General features: G+C 47.9%; 19 protein-coding genes and 3 tRNA genes. 13 read left to right on the top strand and 9 right to left on the bottom strand.

The annotated features are described in order from the left end of the window. Positions 1–9: 9 nt before the first annotated feature. From NBH15_RS08005 to NBH15_RS07970, 8 genes are all read left to right on the top strand, one after another. Positions 10–1,530, top strand: a complete 1,521-nt coding sequence (locus tag NBH15_RS08005; RefSeq protein ID WP_250822402.1) for a SusD/RagB family nutrient-binding outer membrane lipoprotein — start codon at positions 10–12, stop codon at positions 1,528–1,530. A 9-nt stretch (positions 1,531–1,539) separates the two neighbouring features. Further along, positions 1,540–2,442 (top strand): alkaline phosphatase family protein, encoded by a 903-nt coding sequence (locus NBH15_RS08000; protein WP_186959731.1) that lies wholly within the window; start codon positions 1,540–1,542, stop codon positions 2,440–2,442. A 185-nt stretch (positions 2,443–2,627) separates the two neighbouring features. Continuing rightward, positions 2,628–4,628 (top strand): fructose-1,6-bisphosphatase, encoded by a 2,001-nt coding sequence (locus tag NBH15_RS07995; protein ID WP_250822401.1) that lies wholly within the window; start codon positions 2,628–2,630, stop codon positions 4,626–4,628. A 312-nt stretch (positions 4,629–4,940) separates the two neighbouring features. After that, a complete protein-coding gene (locus NBH15_RS07990; protein ID WP_250822400.1) occupies positions 4,941–5,108 on the top strand; it encodes a hypothetical protein in 168 nt (55 codons plus the stop codon). Positions 5,109–5,146: 38 nt separating this feature from the next. Beyond that, positions 5,147–6,181 (top strand): iron chelate uptake ABC transporter family permease subunit, encoded by a 1,035-nt coding sequence (locus tag NBH15_RS07985; protein WP_007655005.1) that lies wholly within the window; start codon positions 5,147–5,149, stop codon positions 6,179–6,181. Further along, entirely contained in the window at positions 6,181–7,254 is a 1,074-nt protein-coding gene (locus NBH15_RS07980; RefSeq protein ID WP_443146937.1) for an ABC transporter ATP-binding protein, read from the top strand. The genes NBH15_RS07985 and NBH15_RS07980 overlap by 1 nt, the downstream gene beginning before the upstream one ends. A gap of 186 nt (positions 7,255–7,440) precedes the next feature. Beyond that, positions 7,441–8,793, top strand: coding sequence for an MATE family efflux transporter (locus NBH15_RS07975; RefSeq protein ID WP_250822399.1), 1,353 nt, complete (start codon positions 7,441–7,443; stop codon positions 8,791–8,793). A 161-nt stretch (positions 8,794–8,954) separates the two neighbouring features. Beyond that, positions 8,955–9,533: a DUF4251 domain-containing protein gene (locus tag NBH15_RS07970; RefSeq protein ID WP_010801951.1), complete on the top strand. Its 579-nt coding sequence runs from the start codon at positions 8,955–8,957 to the stop codon at positions 9,531–9,533. Between the two features lie 130 nt (positions 9,534–9,663). Here NBH15_RS07970 and NBH15_RS07965 read toward each other — a convergent pair whose 3' ends face one another. Further along, positions 9,664–10,875, bottom strand: a complete 1,212-nt coding sequence (locus NBH15_RS07965; RefSeq protein WP_250822398.1) for a DUF4934 domain-containing protein — start codon at positions 10,873–10,875, stop codon at positions 9,664–9,666. Positions 10,876–11,021: 146 nt separating this feature from the next. Here NBH15_RS07965 and NBH15_RS07960 point away from each other — a divergent pair, with 146 nt between their 5' ends. The 5 genes from NBH15_RS07960 (at position 11,022) to NBH15_RS07940 (ending at position 14,727) form a co-directional block, all read left to right on the top strand. Beyond that, positions 11,022–11,405 (top strand): co-chaperone GroES, encoded by a 384-nt coding sequence (locus tag NBH15_RS07960; protein ID WP_007654999.1) that lies wholly within the window; start codon positions 11,022–11,024, stop codon positions 11,403–11,405. Between the two features lie 95 nt (positions 11,406–11,500). Continuing rightward, positions 11,501–12,298, top strand: a complete 798-nt coding sequence (locus tag NBH15_RS07955) for a sulfide/dihydroorotate dehydrogenase-like FAD/NAD-binding protein (RefSeq protein ID WP_007654998.1) — start codon at positions 11,501–11,503, stop codon at positions 12,296–12,298. Positions 12,299–12,310: 12 nt separating this feature from the next. Beyond that, positions 12,311–13,783, top strand: coding sequence for an NADPH-dependent glutamate synthase (gene gltA, locus NBH15_RS07950; protein WP_186962051.1), 1,473 nt, complete (start codon positions 12,311–12,313; stop codon positions 13,781–13,783). Positions 13,784–14,119: 336 nt separating this feature from the next. Beyond that, the gene (locus NBH15_RS07945) at positions 14,120–14,377 is read left to right on the top strand and encodes a type II toxin-antitoxin system HicA family toxin (protein ID WP_010801955.1); all 258 of its coding nucleotides are present in this window, start codon (positions 14,120–14,122) and stop codon (positions 14,375–14,377) included. A gap of 11 nt (positions 14,378–14,388) precedes the next feature. Further along, a complete protein-coding gene (locus NBH15_RS07940; RefSeq protein WP_007654992.1) occupies positions 14,389–14,727 on the top strand; it encodes a type II toxin-antitoxin system HicB family antitoxin in 339 nt (112 codons plus the stop codon). 99 nt (positions 14,728–14,826) lie between these two features. On the opposite strand, the gene NBH15_RS07935 is transcribed toward NBH15_RS07940, so the two are convergent. From NBH15_RS07935 to NBH15_RS07900, 8 genes are all read right to left on the bottom strand, one after another. Continuing rightward, positions 14,827–14,899 (bottom strand) — tRNA-Gly (locus NBH15_RS07935). Between the two features lie 15 nt (positions 14,900–14,914). Then, a tRNA-Leu gene (locus tag NBH15_RS07930) sits at positions 14,915–14,999 on the bottom strand. A gap of 19 nt (positions 15,000–15,018) precedes the next feature. Further along, positions 15,019–15,091: transfer RNA gene (locus tag NBH15_RS07925), tRNA-Gly, on the bottom strand. Between the two features lie 88 nt (positions 15,092–15,179). Next, the gene (locus tag NBH15_RS07920; protein WP_195439518.1) at positions 15,180–15,632 is read right to left on the bottom strand and encodes a Rieske (2Fe-2S) protein; all 453 of its coding nucleotides are present in this window, start codon (positions 15,630–15,632) and stop codon (positions 15,180–15,182) included. 4 nt (positions 15,633–15,636) lie between these two features. Then, entirely contained in the window at positions 15,637–16,974 is a 1,338-nt protein-coding gene (gene argH, locus NBH15_RS07915; RefSeq protein ID WP_250822397.1) for an argininosuccinate lyase, read from the bottom strand. Positions 16,975–16,985: 11 nt separating this feature from the next. Next, positions 16,986–17,396 carry an SRPBCC family protein gene (locus NBH15_RS07910; RefSeq protein ID WP_007654986.1) on the bottom strand — a complete coding sequence of 137 codons (411 nt, stop codon included), beginning with the start codon at positions 17,394–17,396 and terminating at the stop codon, positions 16,986–16,988. A gap of 16 nt (positions 17,397–17,412) precedes the next feature. Beyond that, a complete protein-coding gene (gene pyrE, locus NBH15_RS07905) occupies positions 17,413–18,051 on the bottom strand; it encodes an orotate phosphoribosyltransferase (RefSeq protein WP_007654984.1) in 639 nt (212 codons plus the stop codon). A 521-nt stretch (positions 18,052–18,572) separates the two neighbouring features. Further along, the gene (locus NBH15_RS07900; RefSeq protein WP_128132963.1) at positions 18,573–19,040 is read right to left on the bottom strand and encodes a glucosaminidase domain-containing protein; all 468 of its coding nucleotides are present in this window, start codon (positions 19,038–19,040) and stop codon (positions 18,573–18,575) included. Between the last annotated feature and the right edge of the window lie 12 nt (positions 19,041–19,052).

The raw sequence follows: 19,052 nt of genomic DNA, 5'->3' as shown, positions 1-19,052 counted from the left end.
GATCAGACAATGAAGAAATATATAAAATTGGCGGCTTGCCTGCTATCAGCTATCATCTTTATGGCATCCTGTGGTAATTTTGATGACATTAACACAAATCCGGACGTGCCGACCCGTGTTTCGTCCGAGATGCTGGCAACCGGAGGTATTAAGAGTATGCTTTCGAATTCTACGGGAAAAAACTTTCTTTATAACAGTATGGCCAGCAAGTATATGGCTTGGGGGGAAGGTTCTGAGAGCTATATCTTCAACGGTTGGGGACGCACTGGCCTGGGCGACTACCATACCATCATAAATATGCAGAAGATGGTCGAATTGGCAGAAGAGAAAGACGTGGCGGCTTATTCGGGACTGGCGAAGTTTGTCAAGGCTTACAAGCTGTTCTGGTCATCCATGGACTTGGGGGATATTCCTTATAGCGATGCTTTAAAGGGAGAAGAAAGCGTTCTGAAGCCTAAGTATGATACTCAGAAGGAAGTGATGCGCCAGGTGCTTGAGGACCTGGAAGAATCATACGACTTCTTTTCTGCTGCAAGCGATTTTAAAGGGGATCCTTTCGTGGGCGGAAGTGTTGAGAAGTGGCGGAAAATCGTTAGTACTTTCCAGCTTCAGGTATTGATGTCGTTATCGAAGAAGGCAGATGATCCTGATTTGAAAGTGAAGGAACGTTTTGCCCGTATTGTCAGTTCATCGACCTTGATGGAGTCGAACGACGATAATTTCCAGATGGTCTATTCCGATAAGGCGGGACAGTTATACCCGTTCAACGATAACATGTATTCAAAGAATCCGATGGTATCTTCTTTCCTTATCGACATGATGAAAGAGCAGCAGGACTATCGCCTTTTCTATTACGCCAAACCGAGTGAGGCTCAGTTGAAGGCCGGAGTGGCAGCAGACAGTTGGGATGTGTTTGTCGGTACCGATGTCAGAGAGGATTTTTCTGTACATAAACCTTTATACATTGCAGGTAAATTTTCTTGTGTAAACGATCGCTATAATTATTACCGGCCGGGTGAACCGGTGATACGTCTGGGATATTCGCAGCAGAATTTCATCCTGGCGGAAGCGGTAGTAAGAGGATGGATTGCAGGTGATGCATCGACCTATTACAAGCAAGGGATCAAAGCGAGCATGGATTTCATCGTGAAATATACTCCGGATGAGAATATCTATCATCAGGGACGGAAAATGACGCCGGAGGTTATTAACGACTTTCTTACCCAGCCCTCCATACAGCTGACCGGAGATAAGGAAGGTGATATCGAGAAGATCATTACGCAGCGTTACATCTCGAGTTTTATGCAATACCCCTGGGATGCTTATTTCGAATATCGCAGAACCGGGTATCCGAAGTTGCCGATAAATCCGGCAACCAGTCTGAACACCAATGCAAAGGATAAGATTCCGGTACGCTGGATGTATTCTTCAGACGAATATTCGTATAATAAAGAGAATGTGGAAGAAGCCGTGGCACGCCAGTATGGAGGAAATGATGAAGTGAATCAATTAATGTGGATTTTAAAATAATATCTGATTGTGAAACAAAGTAGATTCTTTTTGTTGATTGTCTGTGCTTTCCTGTGTGTGAATGTCGCTAGTGCGGCAAAATGGAAAGCCAAACATGTGGTATTGATCGGCCTCGACGGCTGGGGTGCTTATAGTGTGGAAAAGGCGGAGATGCCGACTGTCAAGAAGTTGATGGCGGATGGCTCTTATACGTTGAAGAAGAGAAGTGTATTGCCTTCCTCCAGTGCGGTTAACTGGGCATCCATGTTTATGGGGGCAGGACCGGAGATTCACGGGTTTACGGAGTGGGGCTCAGAGAAGCCGGAGCTTCCGTCGCGTGAGATCAGCCATTACGGTTTGTTCCCTTCTGTGTGGGGATTGTTCCGTGATGCCAATCCGGATGCGGAGATGGGGTATATTTATGAATGGGGCGGCATGAAGTATCTGGCGGAAATGCAGGCGATGAATAAGGAAGTGAATATCGCTCCTTCTGAAAGCAATCCGCGGGGATGTACGGATGCGGCTGTCTCTTATATAAAGGAATCCCGTCCGGCTTTTGTCGGTATCATCTTTGAGCAGCCTGATGGTGTGGGGCATGGCGACGGACATGATACTCCGGCATATTATACGAAGCTGAAAGAATTGGACGGATATATCGGCGAGATTGTAAAGGCTGTAGCCGATGCAGGCATGCTGGATGAAACGATCTTTATCGTTACTGCCGACCATGGCGGTATCAACAAAGGACACGGCGGCAAGACTATGCAGGAAATGGAAACACCTTTCATTATCTCTGGTAAAAACGTAAAGAAAGGATACGAATTTACTGAAAGCATGATGCAGTTTGATGTCGCTTCGACAATCGCTTATATCTTTAACCTGAAACAACCTCAGGTTTGGATCGGAAGACCGATGAAGCAGGTTTTTAAATAAGACGAATGCCGATAGCAGTTGGTTAGTAAAGAACGGATAGTAGTCCGTGAAGGAATCGATAGTTACCCGTTGGAAGGCCGGTAACTATCGATTTTTGTTTTCCTGCTGTCCCTAATAATGAAATTGAAATAGCTTGTCTCCCTGTATTTGTTTATCTTTGCACGAAATAAGACAGTAAACACTATATGACGAAAGATATAACACCCGAATATGTGCTTGGTGACCTGCGTTATTTGCAGTTGCTGGCACGTAGTTTCCCGACCGTTGCGGATGCGAGTACAGAGATTATCAATCTGGAGGCTATTCTGAATTTACCGAAGGGGACGGAGCATTTCCTGTCCGACATACACGGTGAGTATCAGGCATTCAACCATGTGCTGAAAAATGCTTCCGGTGCGATTAAACGTAAAGTGAACGAGATATTCAGTAATACGTTGCGCGATTACGAGAAGAAAGAACTTTGTACGCTGATCTATTATCCGGAGCAGAAGCTGGAACTGGTCAGTTCGAAGGAACCCGATCTGGACGACTGGTATCTGATCACCTTGAACCAACTGGTGCGGGTATGCCGCAATGTATCTTCCAAATATACCCGTTCGAAGGTGCGCAAGGCGTTGCCGAAAGAGTTCTCCTATATCATCCAGGAGTTGTTGCATGAGTCGTCGGTCGAACCTAATAAGTCTGCTTATGTGGACCAGATCATCAAGACGATCATCTCGACCGGGCGGGCGAACGATTTCATTATCGCCATGTGTAACCTGATACAGCGGCTGACGATCGACATCCTGCATGTGATCGGCGATATCTACGACCGCGGTCCGGGTGCCCATATTATTATGGATACCCTCTGCGACTACCATCATTTCGATATACAGTGGGGAAACCATGATGTCCTGTGGATGGGGGCGGCTTCGGGTAACCTGGGGAGCATTGCCAATGTGATCCGCATGTGCCTCCGTTTCGGCAACCTGGCTACCCTGGAGGATGGCTATGGCATCAACCTGCTACCTCTGGCTACCTTTGCGATGGACGTGTATGGCGACGATCCTTGCGATTTGTTCATGCCGAAGAGCAGTGCCTGCGATTTGAATTTCGACGAGAAGACGATCCGTCTGATCTCGCAGATGCATAAGGCGATAACGATCATCCAGTTCAAGCTGGAAGGGGAGATCATCCGCCGCCGTCCGGAGTTCGAGATGGACGACCGCCTCTTGTTGCATCGTATCGACCTGAAACGCGGAACCATCAACCTGGATGGCAAGGAATACGAACTGAAAGACAAGAACTGGCCTACCATCAATCCGAAAGACCCGTATGCCTTGTCTATCGAAGAAGAGGATCTGATGCACCGTATCCATCATTCGTTCGAGTGCAGCGAGAAATTGAAGAAACATATGCGTTGCCTGTTCCGTCACGGTAGCATGTACCAGGTGTGCAATTCCAACCTGCTGTTTCATGCCTCTGTCCCGATGAACGGGGACGGGACGTTGAAAAGCGTCCGTATCGAAGGCCAGGAATATAAAGGAAAGGATTTGCTGGATAAGGTAGACCAGTTGATCCGTACCGCCTATTTCGATTCGGAGGACTCTCCGGAGAAAGATTTTGCGCTGGATTATATCTGGTATCTCTGGGGAGGAAAAGATTCTCCTTTGTTCGACAAGAGCAAGATGGCTACTTTCGAGCGTTGCTTCATCGATGACAAGTCGGTGCAGAAGGAAGACAAAGGTGCTTATTACAGCCTACGTGAAGAAGAAAAGATCTGTGATATGCTGCTGGACGAGTTTGGTGTGACCGGCCTGCACCGCCATATCATCAACGGCCATGTGCCAGTCCGCTCCATCGAAGGTGAAAATCCCATCAAGGCGGGTGGCAAACTGCTGGTGATCGACGGTGGTTTTTCGCAGCCTTATCATGCAGAGACCGGTATTGCCGGTTATACGCTGGTTTATCACTCCCGCGGTTTCCAGTTGGTGCAGCACGAACCGTTCCTGTCTACCGACCAGGCAATCAAAGAAGGCCGTGATATCCGTTCCACCACGATTGTGGTCGAATTGAGTTCTCACCGCCAGATGGTGAAAGATACTGACAAAGGCGCCGACCTGCAACGCCAGATCCATGACCTGGAAAAGCTACTGTATGCCTACCGCAACGGATTTATTAAAGAGAAGGAACGGAATGAGTATTGAATATAGAAATAATTGAACCTACTTTTCCCTTGATGGAAAAGTAGTCAAAAGATCAAGGCTTAACCGGCTTCACTGCTCCGGTGAAAGACTCCGCTGAAAAATCCGAAACTCGCTTCGCTCAGACAACGGATTTTTTTAACCGCTTCGTCTTTCCCCTACGCGGACGTTCACCCGCTTAGGCCTTTCCAAGGAAGCTGTGCTTCCTCTTAGGATGGCCGATACCGATACTTATAAAACAAAAACTTTCGGATTTAACAGGTAGTATCGGCAATCTTAAGAGAACGCAAAGCGTTCTATGAAAGGCCTCATCTGGTGAGCGTAAAGCGAGGCATCCGTAGTGAGCGCCCGGAGGCTGTGCTGTTTGAGCGTAGCGAGTTCACAGACGACAGCGAACGCAGGATGCTGAGTAGCGAGGCAGATGCAGCCTTGAACTTTTGGTTACTTTTCTTTCAAGAGAAAAGTAACATTCAAATTTGTTAAGATGTGAAACTCTCAAATAGGATAATAACTAAATAGAAATGTTTAAACAAATCGCTTTACCATACTTCCTCTTGCCGCTTCTCCTGGCCCTACTTTTTATGGGAGGCCTGGTGTACGGTGCCGTTTCCATCCCGCTGGAGAGCGTGATCGATATCCTTCTGGGGAAAGACGTGGGCCGGCCCGCCTGGCAGAATATTATCCTGCAATCCCGTTTCCCGCAGGCGGTTACGGCTTTGCTTGCCGGAGCCTCGCTGGCTACCAGCGGCCTGTTATTGCAGACCCTGTTCCGTAACCCGCTGGCAGGCCCTTCCATCCTGGGTATCAGCGACGGGGCAAACCTGGGAGTCGCGGCCATCATGCTCTATTTCGGCGGGACGCTCAGTATGGTGACGGAGTTGCCCATCAGCGGCTACCTGGCGGTTATTATCGCAGCTTTTGCCGGTGCCGCCTGTATCTTGGGATTGATTATCTGGTTTTCGGCAAAGGTGAAGAGCAATGTCATGCTGCTGATCATAGGTATCATGATCGGTTACCTGGCCTCTTCCCTGATCTCCGTCCTGAATTACTATGCCTCGACGGATAAGGTACACGCCTTCGTCATGTGGGGCCTTGGCAACTTCTCCGGCGTATCGTTGATGCAACTGCCTTATTTCCTCTTGTTCACGTTGGCCGGACTGCTGCTGGCAATCCTTTTGATAAAGCCGTTAAACGCCCTGCTGCTGGGCGAAATGTACGCAGCCAACCTGGGGATCAAGATCAAGCGGACCCGTATTGCCATCCTGTTTTGTACCGGGTTGCTGACGGCTACGACGACCGCTTTCTGTGGCCCGATCTCCTTCATTGGACTCGCCGTGCCGCATATCGCCCGGCTGATGCTGGGTTCGTCCAACCATAAGATGCTGGTGCCCGTCACGATGCTTGCCGGTTCTTGTATCGCCCTGTTATGTAATATACTGATGGTGATGCCCGGAACCAATAATATACTCCCGTTGAATGCCGTAACCCCCATGCTGGGCGCTCCGGTCATTATTTATGTGATTGTGAATCGTAAAAATATCCAATACTTCGACTGATGAATATGCAAGAACCTGTAATAGAAGCCAGCCGCCTCCGTATTGGCTACCTGCTGAAAGGCGGAAAGCGCAAGGTCATCCACGACGACCTGAACCTGCGCCTGCAACCGGGCGAAGTCACCTGCCTTCTCGGATTGAACGGAGCCGGAAAGTCAACGTTGCTGCGCACGCTCTGCGGTTTTCAGCCTCCCTTGAGCGGCGAGATTCGCCTGATGGGAAAACCGTTGTCTTCCTACTCTCAAAGCAACTTTTCACTGACGGTAGGTGTTGTACTGACGGAAAAGACGAATGCGGGCGGCATCACCGTTTACGAACTGGTGTCTCTGGGCCGTCATCCGTACACCGGTTTCTTCGGACAGTTGAAGAAAACCGACAGGGAGATTATCGAACAATCACTGACGGCAGCCGGCATTGCCCATAAAGCGCAAAACTACGTATCCGAACTGAGCGACGGTGAACGGCAGAAGGCCATGATCGCCAAAGCCCTGGCGCAACAATGCCCGATCATCCTGCTGGATGAACCGACGGCCTTCCTCGATGTCACCAGCCGGATCGAGACCATGGTGCTACTGCATAAACTGGCCGTAGAACAACATAAAGCGATCCTGCTTTCCACCCACGACCTCGACCTGGCGATCCAGATGGGCGATTGCCTCTGGCTACAGGAAAAAGGCCGTCCGATGGCGTGCGGTACGCCCGAAGACCTGATCCTGAGCGGCGCCTTCGAGTCTTTCTTCGGAAAAGAAGGGATTGTTTTCGATCCGTCAACCGGAAAACTGAATACGAAGGCACCCGTCGAACCGATAGGAGTGGAGGGCGACTTCCTTGTATCCTATTGGGTAGGCAATGCTATGATCCGTAACGGCTTTCGTCCTTCGGCAGTGAAAGACGGACAGCTCAATATCAACTGCCTCGACGCCCGTCATCTGTCGCTGACCCTGCCCGGAGGGGAGGTGAAGGTCTTATCCGGAGTGGCAGCACTGGTCGAAGCGGTAAAGAGAGTAGGACCGATCCCTACTGTTCGCACACTGCCGCATCCCGATGCGGGACACAACTGCATCCCGGTGCGGTAGCCAGCCGCATCCTGACGCGGAACTTCACCGCATCCCGGTGCGGTATCATGCGAACAGCAGGGGGCGACACCTCTCTCCTTGCCGGAGCAGCCTGCCAGCATAAGGGCGGGCGTGGTAACCACCTTGGTGTACAGGGAGGAAAGGATGAATAGAACGAAAGTATAACAAGATAAGTGTAGATGAATTATGGCAAATGAAATAATCGGACGGCTGGAGAACGAGAAAGTGAGCCGCCTGCTGTTACAGTATGCTATCCCGGCAGTGATCGGGACGATGGTAAATGCTTTGTATAATATTGTGGACCGTGTCTTTATCGGTCAGGGAGTCGGTGCGCTGGCTATTGCCGGACTGACGCTGACCTTCCCGATCCTGCTCTTCCTTCAGGCATTCGGTATGCTGGTGGGTGCAGGTGCGGCTACCCGTGTCTCCATCCATCTGGGCCGGAAAGCGAACGAGATGGCGGAAAAGGTCCTGGGAAATGCCTTTACGCTGACATTCATTATTACGATCATCACGGTCGTCCCCTGTATGATCTGGATGGAGGACCTTCTGCTGGCCTTTGGCGGAAGCGAACAAACGATTCCTTATGCCAAAGACTATCTGAATATTGTGGTCCCCGGAACGATCCTGACTTCGCTCAGCTTTGGTTTCAACGCTGTCATGCGTGCATCCGGCTATCCGAAGAAGGCCATGTTTACCATGCTGATCGGAGCGATAGCCAACGTGATACTCGACCCGATCTTTATCTTCTGGCTGGATATGGGTATCCGGGGGGCGGCCATCGCAACGATCATCTCCATGCTACTCAGTACCCTGTTCGTCATGAACCATTTTATTCAGAAAGACAGCATTGTCCGTTTCCATAAAGGTACTTTCAAACTGGAACGCCATGTGGTATGGAATATCCTGACGATCGGTGTTTCGCCTTTCGCCATGCAGCTGGCGGGCAGCCTGGTTGTCGTTATCCAGAACTACGCATTGAAACAATATGGCGGCGACCTGGCTTTGGGGGCCAACGGTATCATCACCAGCGTCGGGATGCTTCTGGTGATGTTGATTATCGGTATTGCACAGGGGATGCAGCCGATCGTCGGCTTCAACTACGGAGCCGGTCAGCATAAGCGCGTGCAGGATACCCTGTGGCTGGTGATTATCACATCGACCGTTATAATGGGGATCGGTTGTCTGTGTAGTGTCCTGTTTCCGGAAATAATAGCCCGGGCCTTTACCAACGACCCCGAACTGATTGAGGTGACGGCAAACGGTTTGCGCATCAGTTTGTTCGTCTTCGTGGTGGTCGGTTCGCAGATTTCCATCAGCCAGTTTTTCCAGAGTATCGGTATTGCCTGGAAAGCGATGTTCCTGAGTCTGAGCCGTCAGTGTCTTTTCCTGATACCTGCCCTTTTGACATTCCCGCATGTGTGGGGACTGGACGGGGTGTGGTACGCTTCGCCGTTTTCAGACTTCATTGCGGCCGTAACTGCCTGGGGTTTCCTGTGGTACCATGTTAAAAACATAAAAAGTAAGGGGATAAATTGAACTTACCGGCACGTTATTTGTCTATATATACAAAAAGAGATATATTTGACGCGGATGGCCTGGCTAAGAAAAATGTACATTGATGTTTTAATCCGCGTTATCCGTATCATCCGCGTCAAAAATATCTCAGTATCCGATTAACAATTAAAAAGAATAGAAGTATGAAAAGAGTATTATTATTGCTAGCTGTCCTGCTGTTTAGTGCCGGTTCAGGGACAATGATGGCACAACAGGATAAAGCAGCCGAGAAAGCTGCCAAAAAAGCAGAGAAAGAAGCCCGTAAAGCAGCCGAAGAAGCTGAAAATATGGCATTGTTCGAACAAGCCGTCCAGGCTCTTAACGACAAGGACTTCGTGCTCGAAGCCGATCGTGTGGAATTTAAACGCGGACGTTTTGTTTATGTCACTCCGAGTACCAACTTCGTCTCTATGGATGGCAACCGCGCAACCATCCAGTTGGCATTCAACGGAGCTTACGCAGGTCCTAACGGTATCGGTGGAATCACTGTAGAAGGAAACGCTTCGAATGTGGAAATGAAGACCGATAAGAAAGGCAATATTACTTTCAGTATGATGGTACAAGGCGTAGCCGTTTCGGCAAACGTGACTTTCCGTATGGTGAAAGGTTCCAACAAATGTACGGCCACTGTCAGTCCTAACTTCAACAGCAACCGTATTTCATTTACCGGTACCCTGTATCCGACCGAACAGTCTAACGTGTTTAAGGGACGTTCCATTTAACGTAACAGATAACACAGATAACATAGATCGAGCAGATTGACGCAGATATTTTAATTAATAAATCTGTGTTCATCTGCTCGATCTATGTTATCTGCGTGCTATTTGTATTTTAAACGATCACTCTGTCTGATTACTTCTTTATCTGGTCTACCGTGTGGAACAGCATGATCTGTAAAACCGGATTGGCATCGTCATCGAGTGTTTCGATCAGTTTTTTCAATTCGGCATCGCCATGTTTACCTTCGGCCTCCTGTAAGGCGTAGACCTGGCGGGTACGTACGGCAACGTTGCTATTCTGTGTCGTGCTCCAGTTGGTGATGTGCGGATAATCGTCCATCAGCGTCCAGTATGAATTGCCCGGATAGTCGGTCATCTTGTAGATCTGGTTGTCTTTCTTGTCATAGATGTAGTAATGCTCGTCGACATACGGCTTATACGAATGGCAACGCAGGATATAGAACATCAGGTAGCGCTCGGTCTCGATCGTCGGATGCACCTGGGCAAAAGTGGTGGGATATTTGCTTTGGTCGATGATACGCGGAACGACCTGCAAGTCTTGCCGGATTTCAAAGATGGTATCATTGCCCAAATTAGCCATAAAGGCCCCTTTAGGGCTCTTTACCAGGCTTCCGTAGGCCAGGCGCCCGTGGCTATCGTGAGGCAGTTGGGTTGGGAAGCGGATCGGTAATTTTTTTACCGTGCTTCCATCCTCTTTGCGGACGACCGAATAGCGTGGACCTCCCGGATTGTATCTGAAATAATTGAGCAGGAGCGAGTCATTGAGGATCGTGATCTCTTTCGCTTTGTTGAGGAAGGTACGTTTGAAGTTCCCTTCGAGGTCGTAGACATACGTGCATCCCTTCTTTAGGTTGGCATCCTGAACGAAGATCTCTTTCCGGAGGGTATCGACGGCATAGCTGCTTATATAGCTGTATTCGCCCGGTCCTCCGCCCTTATGGTCGATTTTCCGGACCAGGCTGCCGTCTCTTTTGAATATATAAATAGCCGCTTGCTCTTCTTGTGCGTAGATGAAGTCGTTAGTCAGCAAATATTCGTTGCCCTCGCATGTCCCGATTTGCCTTAGAAGCGTACTGTCGTTGGTCTCCAGTGGTATATACAACGCATCGGAGAGATCGCTCAGGCGGATATTCGTTTCCGGATAATTCTCTTCTACATTAAAAAAGATAGGTTTTTCTCCTTCATACCAGACGGGAGCGGCCGGCTGTATTGCTGTTTCTGCCGTTTCTTCTCCGTTATCCGGTTGTGCGGCGGAATCTTTTTTCGTACCTGAGCAACCGGTTGCCAGGAAAAAAGTAAAAAATAGAAGAGGTAATGTTTTCATGTTGTAGTCTGTTATAAAGTTGGCGTAATATAAGAATAAAGAAGAGTCAGGCAATGCCTATGGCCGTTTTTTATACTTATTCGTCTCGTATATAAAGATATTTTGTAGATTTGTTCTCATTTATTAATTCTATTTATTCAGTAATTATGCAATTATCAATCGACCAAAAAGACATAGACAAATTCATCATGATAGGCGACAAGGTGCTTATCAAGCCGAAGAATCCGCAGAGTCAGACTAAATCAGGCCTTTACCTGCCGCCCACCGTACAGCAGGAGAAGATACAAAGCGGCTATATCATCAAGGTAGGTCCCGGTTTTCCGCTACCTTCGCAGAAGGAAGAGCATGAAGTATGGGAGAAGAAGGAAGACGAAGCCGTCCATTATCTGCCTTTGCAGGCGCACGAAGGCGATCTGGCTGTTTATCTGCAGAATGCCGCCTACGAGATTAAGTTTAACGACGAAAAGTTCCTGATCGTGCCCCATTCGGCGATTTTAATGCTGCTTCGCGACGAAGGATTGTTCGAATAAAGCCTTTTTCTTTGGCAAAATACTAATAGATTCACTTTTTTGATATATTTTTGCAAGCAAATCAACAAAATAAACTATCAACAGTAGCGATTAGAATGAATAAAATTGTAAGTAAAGAACATTTCTCTGCCAATGTCGTGAAGCTGGAAGTGGAGGCTCCTCTGATTGCCCGCTCACGCAAAGCCGGTCACTTTGTGATCGTGAAGGTGGGAGAGAAAGGTGAACGTATCCCTTTAACCATTGCAGGTGCAGATACTCAGAAAGGAACCATCACACTTGTGATTCAGGCTGTAGGCGGTTCATCCAAGAAGATCTGCGATTTGAACGTAGGCGATTATATTACCGACCTGGTAGGTCCGCTGGGACAGGCTACCCATATCGAAAAGGTAGGTACCGTAGTTTGCGCCGGAGGTGGTGTAGGTGTAGCCCCGCTGCTGCCTATCGTTGAGGCTTTTCATAAGGCAGGCAACCGGGTGATCGTTGTTCTGGCGGCCCGTACGAAAGACCTGGTGATTCTGGAAGAACAGATGAGTGCAAACTCAGACGAAGTGATCGTTATGACCGACGACGGCTCATACGGTACCCAGGGACTGGTAACAAACGGCGTAGAAAGTGTCATCAACCGTGAGAAGGTAGACCTTTGTGTAACCATCGGCCCGGCCATCATGATGAAATTCGTTTCAGCCCTTACAAAGAAATATGAGATACCTACTGTCGCTTCGTTGAACACGATCATGGTAGACGGAACCGGCATGTGTGGTGCTTGCCGTATCACGGTAGGCGGAAAGACCAAGTTTGTCTGTGTGGACGGACCGGAGTTCGATGCCCACCAGGTTGATTTCGATGAGATGCTTATGCGTCTGGGTGCTTATAAAGATATTGAAAAGAAATAACCACTGAAACAAATGACAACAGCAGAATTAATTGCAGCCCGCCGTTCCGAACCCTGGAGAGAAGAACTGCGCAAAAGCAAAAAAAATAAAGAACGCACGGATATTCCCCGTGTAGAAATGAATGAACTGGATGCCGAATACCGTAGTCATACCCGTCTGGAAGAGGTGAACCTGGGACTGACGAAGGAACAGGCCATGCAGGAGGCACAACGCTGCCTCGACTGCCCGAATCCGACCTGTATGGAAGGTTGTCCGGTAAGTATCAATATCCCGACATTCATCAAGAATATCGAACGGGGTGAATTTCTGGAAGCGGCTAAGGTCCTGAAAGAAACCAGTGCCCTGCCTGCCGTTTGCGGCCGTGTATGTCCGCAGGAAAAGCAGTGCGAAAGCAAATGTATCCACCTGAAGATGAAAAAGGCTCCTGTTGCTATCGGTTATCTGGAGCGTTTCGCAGCCGACTACGAACGGGAGAGTGGTAATATCTCCGTACCGGAGGTAGCAGAAAAGAACGGTATCAAGGTAGCCGTAATCGGTTCCGGTCCTGCCGGACTGTCTTTTGCCGGTGATATGGCAAAACGCGGATACGACGTGACGGTGTTCGAGGCGCTGCACGAGATTGGCGGCGTATTGAAATACGGTATTCCCGAATTCCGTTTGCCGAATAAGATTGTAGACGTGGAAATCGAAGGCCTGCGTAAGATGGGAGTGAAGTTCGTCACGAACTGCATCGTTGGAAAGACTATCAGTTATGACGATCTGCATGAAGAAGGCTTCAAAGGCTTCTTTGCAGCCAGCGGTGCCGGTCTGCCTAACTTTATGAATATACCGGGCGAAAACCTGATTGGTGTCATGTCGTCCAACGAATACCTGACACGTGTCAACCTGATGGATGCCGCCAATCCGGAGAGCGATACGCCGGTATTGCAAGGCAAGAAAGTGGCCGTAATCGGTGGTGGTAACACGGCGATGGACTCTGTACGTACAGCCCGCCGCCTGGGAGCCGAACGTGCTATGATTGTTTACCGTCGTAGCGAAGAGGAAATGCCTGCTCGTGTGGAAGAAGTAAAACATGCCAAGGAAGAAGGTGTGGAATTTATGACACTGCATAATCCTATCGAATATATCGGTGATGAAAGGGGACGTGTCAAACAGATGCGTTTGCAGAAGATGGAGCTGGGCGAACCGGATGCTTCCGGACGTCGTCGTCCGGTGGCTATCGAAGGAGCCATCGATACCATTGATGTGGACGAAGTAATCGTCAGCGTTGGTGTTTCTCCTAACCCGCTTATCCCGCGTGCCTTCAGCGGCCTGGAAGTAAGCAAATGGGGAACAATCGTAGTCGACCAGGATACCATGCGTTCCGCTTTGCCGGATGTATATGCCGGAGGCGATATCGTTCGTGGTGGTGCAACCGTAATCCTGGCCATGGGCGACGGTCGTAAGGCTGCTGCCGCGATGGATGCCGGCTTACAAGGAAAATAATCCGTATCTGATAAAGATAAGGCCCGGTCTGATTGCAGGTCGGGCTTTTTTATTGTTTGTGAAAAAAACGTCAAAATAACTGTTATAAGCCGAATTTTAAGCGCTTACATCCGAAATGTTATTGGAATGTTGAATTAATTCTTATATTTGCGTCTAATGGATTATTCAGAAAAGACATATAGAGAGGTAAAGAAGATATTTATACGATAGTTATAAATATTGGTGTGTCTATGAAGGGAGGGCTGTGGTAGAAATGCTATGGCCCTTTTTGTTAAATTGTAAATATGATATTGTTTGCAACTAATTAATAGTTACATTTGCAAAAAGATTAACCAAATGGGGACTAAAGAAAAACTTATAGAACGTTTTAAGGCTTTACCGTCAGATTTCACATTTGATGAATTAGAAAAGTTTTTAAAATGTTTTGGCTATGAAAAATCGAATAAAGGCAAAACGTCTGGTTCGAGGGTGGTTTATAAGAATAAGGATAAACGTCCGATCATGCTGCATAAGCCGCATCCGGGCAATATCATTAAGACATACGCCATGAAGCAGGTATTAAATGATTTGATTGAAGCAGGATTTATTAAATGAAGGAGGCTACGATGAATACATTAACTTATAAAGATTATATCGGCTCTGTTAATTTCAGCGAGAAAGATAATGTCTTCTTTGGAAAGGTAGAAGGCATTAATGCACTTGTGAATTTCGAGGGAGAAAGCGTGAGTGAATTACGGAAGGCTTTTCAAGAGGCTGTAGATGATTATCTGGCATATTGCGAAGAGGAAGGCATTGAGCCTCATAAAAGCTATTCAGGTTCTTTGAATGTGCGTATTTCGCCCGAAATTCATAATAAAATAGCCATGCTGGCTAAACAAGCAGGGATTTCTATAAATGCATTTATAAAAGAAGCATTGGAAAAACAAGTAGCATCTTCGTTCTGACATACGGCCTCGCTTTTAGAGCGGGGCTTTTTTTATTATCTCTATTTACAAAATAAAAAGCCCCGATATTGCAAGCAATACCGAGGCCTTTTGGAAGCGAGCGGAAGACGGGACTCGAACCCGCGACCCTAACCTTGGCAAGGTTATGCTCTACCAACTGAGCTACTTCCGCAATTAAATCAAACTGTACTCGAAGCGGGACTTGAACCCGCACAGCCGCAATGGCCAAAGGATTTTAAGTCCTTCGTGTCTACCGATTCCACCATTCGAGCATCCCTTCTCTTAGAGATGAGCGGAAGACGGGACTCGAACCCGCGACCCTAACCTTGGCAAGGTTATGCTCTACCAACTGAGCTACTTCCGCATTGTTTTCGTTTGCGTGTGCAAAGGTAGACGAAATTTTTGTATTTGCAAACATTTGACTAAAAAAATCTCTTTAGAGGATGATTTTTTTAATACCGGATTAATAATTTGTTCCCCTGCTGAGTGACATCGAATCTCGTTAATGCAAATTCTGACGGGCCATCTGACGGAGTTCCAGTACCATACGCTATTTCGTATTTGGTTCCGCACTTGGGGCATTCTGCCCAGCCGGTATTGTCAGCTTTGACCATTGTATTTTTATTTGCTTCGTGAGGACAGCAGAGGTCATAGGCATAATACTTGGTGTTACCGTTGGAATCGAATCCGCTAACCACCAGCACTCCCGAATATCCGAGTTGTGTACCGTAGTTCTGACCGCTGGTAGATGTTATTTCTTTAAAATGAAGAGCACCTACCAGATCCTTGTCTTTGTAGGTCAAATCCAGTTCCAGATATACCCGTGCATAAGGAATGTTCGAGACGTTTACCTTATTGCACGACATCGCCAACAGTACTACCAAACAAAAAAATATTCTTTTCATGTGTTTATGCTAACAGTTCCTTTTCTGCTTCGTTTACTTTACTAAACGAGAAACCGTCAATAATATTTTGCATCAGAGCAGAAATACTATCATTGCATAGATTACCGATACTACCTTCGTGCGTATGGCTGACCGTTTTATTCGGAGTGAATTTGCCCGCTTCTATATTCAGACCGACCTGTTTGTAAGCGTCGCGGAAAGGCACACCCTCCAATACGAGGCGGTTCACCTCTTCTACGCTGAACAACAAGGCATATTTGTCATCTTCCAGAATATGGTCGTTCACCTTCACTTCGCGCATCATGTGCGTTACCATGCGGATACAATCCTTCAGTTCGTCGAAAGCAGGCAGGAACACCTCTTTGATAATCTGCAAGTCGCGGAAATAACCCGACGGCAGGTTGTTGCATATTAATGTAATCTGCTGCGGAAGGCCCTGTATCTTGTTACATTTTGCGCGCGTCAGTTCGAACACGTCCGGATTCTTTTTATGCGGCATGATGCTCGAACCTGTCGTAAACTGGTCCGGCAATTTGATGAATCCAAAGTTCTGGCTGTTGAACATGCAAGCATCGAAGGCCAGTTTTGAAAGCGTTGCGGCAATGCCCGCCATAGCGAAAGCCACCGTACGTTCCATCTTGCCGCGTCCCATCTGTGCATAGACAACATTATAGTCCATCGAGTCGAAGCCCAGCAGGTCGGTTGTCATCTGGCGATTCAGCGGGAAAGACGAACCATATCCGGCTGCCGAACCCAGCGGGTTACGGTTGCAAACCTTATAAGCCGCCTGCATCATCTGCAAATCATCCATCAGGCTCTCGGCATACGCCCCGAACCACAGGCCGAACGATGAAGGCATCGCAATCTGTAAATGCGTATACCCCGGCATCAGCACTTCTTTGTAACGGTTACTCTGGCTGATCAGCACCTCGAACAAGCCGTTCGTCAGTTCTACCAACTCCCGGATTTGTGCACGCGTGTACAGTTTCAAATCCAGCAGCACCTGGTCGTTGCGCGAACGTCCGCTATGTATCTTCTTGCCGATATCGCCCAGGCGGCGTGTCAGCATCAGTTCCACCTGCGAATGGACGTCTTCCACGCCCTCTTCGATCACGAACTCACCGCGGTCGGCCACGGCATAGATGTTTTTCAGCTCCGCCAGCAGAACCGTCAGTTCTTCTTTTGCGAGCAACCCGATGCTTTCCAGCATCGTTATATGAGCCATCGAGCCAAGAACGTCGTATTTAGCCAGGTAAAGGTCCATCTCGCGGTCCTTACCTACGGTAAATGTTTCGACTTCCTTGTCTACCTGTACATTTTTTTCCCAAAGTTTCTGAGCCATAATGCGGAGAATTAATAGGGCAGGGAGGCAATCACAGTTGATATTTTGTCGAGAGCGTCCTGCAACGGTTTTGATACCATCGGTTTGATAAACGGGTTCAGATCGGCGCGTATCGTCATTTTCAATCGCGTGTCGGCCTCTTCCACTTGTTTCAGTTGAATCCACAAGAAGAGTGGCACGGGCGAATTGGTTGTAGTAAATTTGATCGTTTTGTTCGGTTCGCGTTCTACGATCTGAAAAGTTATTTTACCTACGGGATCGACAGCGAAACTGCAAGAGTCGCTGTCGAACTCGAAGTCTTTGATTTTATCTTGTGGAATGCGGTCCTTCACCCGTTCCAGGTTGGAAAGGTCGGACAGCATTGCATAGACACGATCCTCGTTATAGGGGATCGTTTTGATCTCACTTACAAATTCTGTCATTCCGGGTCATTTATGATTAAACACCAGGATTCCAGTTTGAGGGATCCTTACGCCATTCTTGGAGGATTGAAATTTCGGATTCGTCGATATAATCCGTGCGTACGGCTTCTTCCAGGACTGCATCGTAATTGCTCAAGGTTGTCAACTGTACTTTTGCATCTTTGAATGCTTCTACAGCAACAGGGAATCCATATGTAAAGATAGCAACCATACCGACCACATCGCAACCGAAATTACGTACTGCTTGTACGGCTTTCAGACTGCTTCCTCCGGTCGATACCAAGTCTTCGATGATGACAACTTTCGAACCCGGTTTCAGTTCACCTTCGATCAGGTTTTCCAGTCCGTGATCTTTTGGGGTAGCACGAATATAAACAAATGGAAGTCCAAGCAAATCGGCTACTAATGCACCCTGTGCAATAGCCCCTGTGGCTACACCTGCGATAGCATCTGCGTTTTCATATTTTTCGCTGATTACGCGTGCCAGTTCCAATTTGATGAAACTACGAACAGCCGGATAAGAAAGCGTCTTTCTGTTATCATTATAAATGGGTGATCTCCAGCCTGAAGCCCAAGTGAACGGATTTGCCGGTTGTAATTTAACGGCTTTAATCTTTAATAATTTTTCTGCAACTAATCTTTCCAGTGTTTTCATACAATCCTACATATATATTTATATCAGTCTGCAAAAGTAGGTAAACAGAATGAGATAACCTTGTAGAACCTGAAAAAAATGAGGGGGTAAAAAGATGTTATTAAAAATAAAAAGGCCACCGGCCAGCCTTCGGGAGGCGTTGACCGGCAGCCTTATCCCTACGGCAGCCGCAGCCGTATCCTAAGGGATAGTTTCAAATACAGGGTGATCCCTTTCCGTGCCAGGCGGGACAGCAGGGCTGGGATAAGTTTTAGTAACGATAGCCGTTTTATCATCTGTTGACGGTTTAAAATGAAACAAAAAATTAAGCAAAGCAAGAATGAATTCGATGATTCGTTTGAATTTGGACATGGTCGTTTTAGGATTAAATATGGTTTGAATTTTATCAAAAGTGAACTATCCTGTCCCCGTGCTTGACACGGGGCCGCAAGAGAACTGGAGGTATCAAAAGATATTATAGGAAACGGTCTGTGCCTTTGCGATCCCGTGTCAAGCACGGGAACGGGATAGCTCACCTTTTTCTAAATAATAATCTCAACAATCGCCCGTACCGTCTTCTCCATCTGGACCAGACTTCGACGGTAGGTTTCGCGGTCGTCGCCGTTTAGTTCGCTGATATACGGGCTGTAGGCTATCTCGCGGGCATAGGCTTCCGGATTGTTGCTGGCCTGCCAGGCGGTACGGTAGTTGTTGCGGATCAGGCGGGCGAAGTCGAGAAAGGAATTTTCGCGGGTGTCGTACCGGCGGAAATCCAGGGAGTAGCTGCCGGTGTTCACTGTCGTTTTACCACCGTGCCAGTACTGGTTGCTGCAACCGTAGGCCGTCAGACCGAAATAATTGTTACTGCCCGTTGCCAGTTTGCTCATTCCCCATCCGCTTTCGAAGGCAGCCTGTGCCAGTATCACGGTGGGATTCATGTTGAAAGAGGCTCCCGCGGACACGGCGGCCTGCAGGGAGTTCTTGACGAAGCTGATTTGTTGTGCTGTCATACTTTTTAATTG

Source organism: Parabacteroides caeci (assembly GCF_023656795.1).
GTDB classification, from domain to species: Bacteria; Bacteroidota; Bacteroidia; order Bacteroidales; family Tannerellaceae; genus Parabacteroides; species Parabacteroides segnis.
This window is presented reverse-complemented; position numbering and strand designations above follow the sequence as displayed.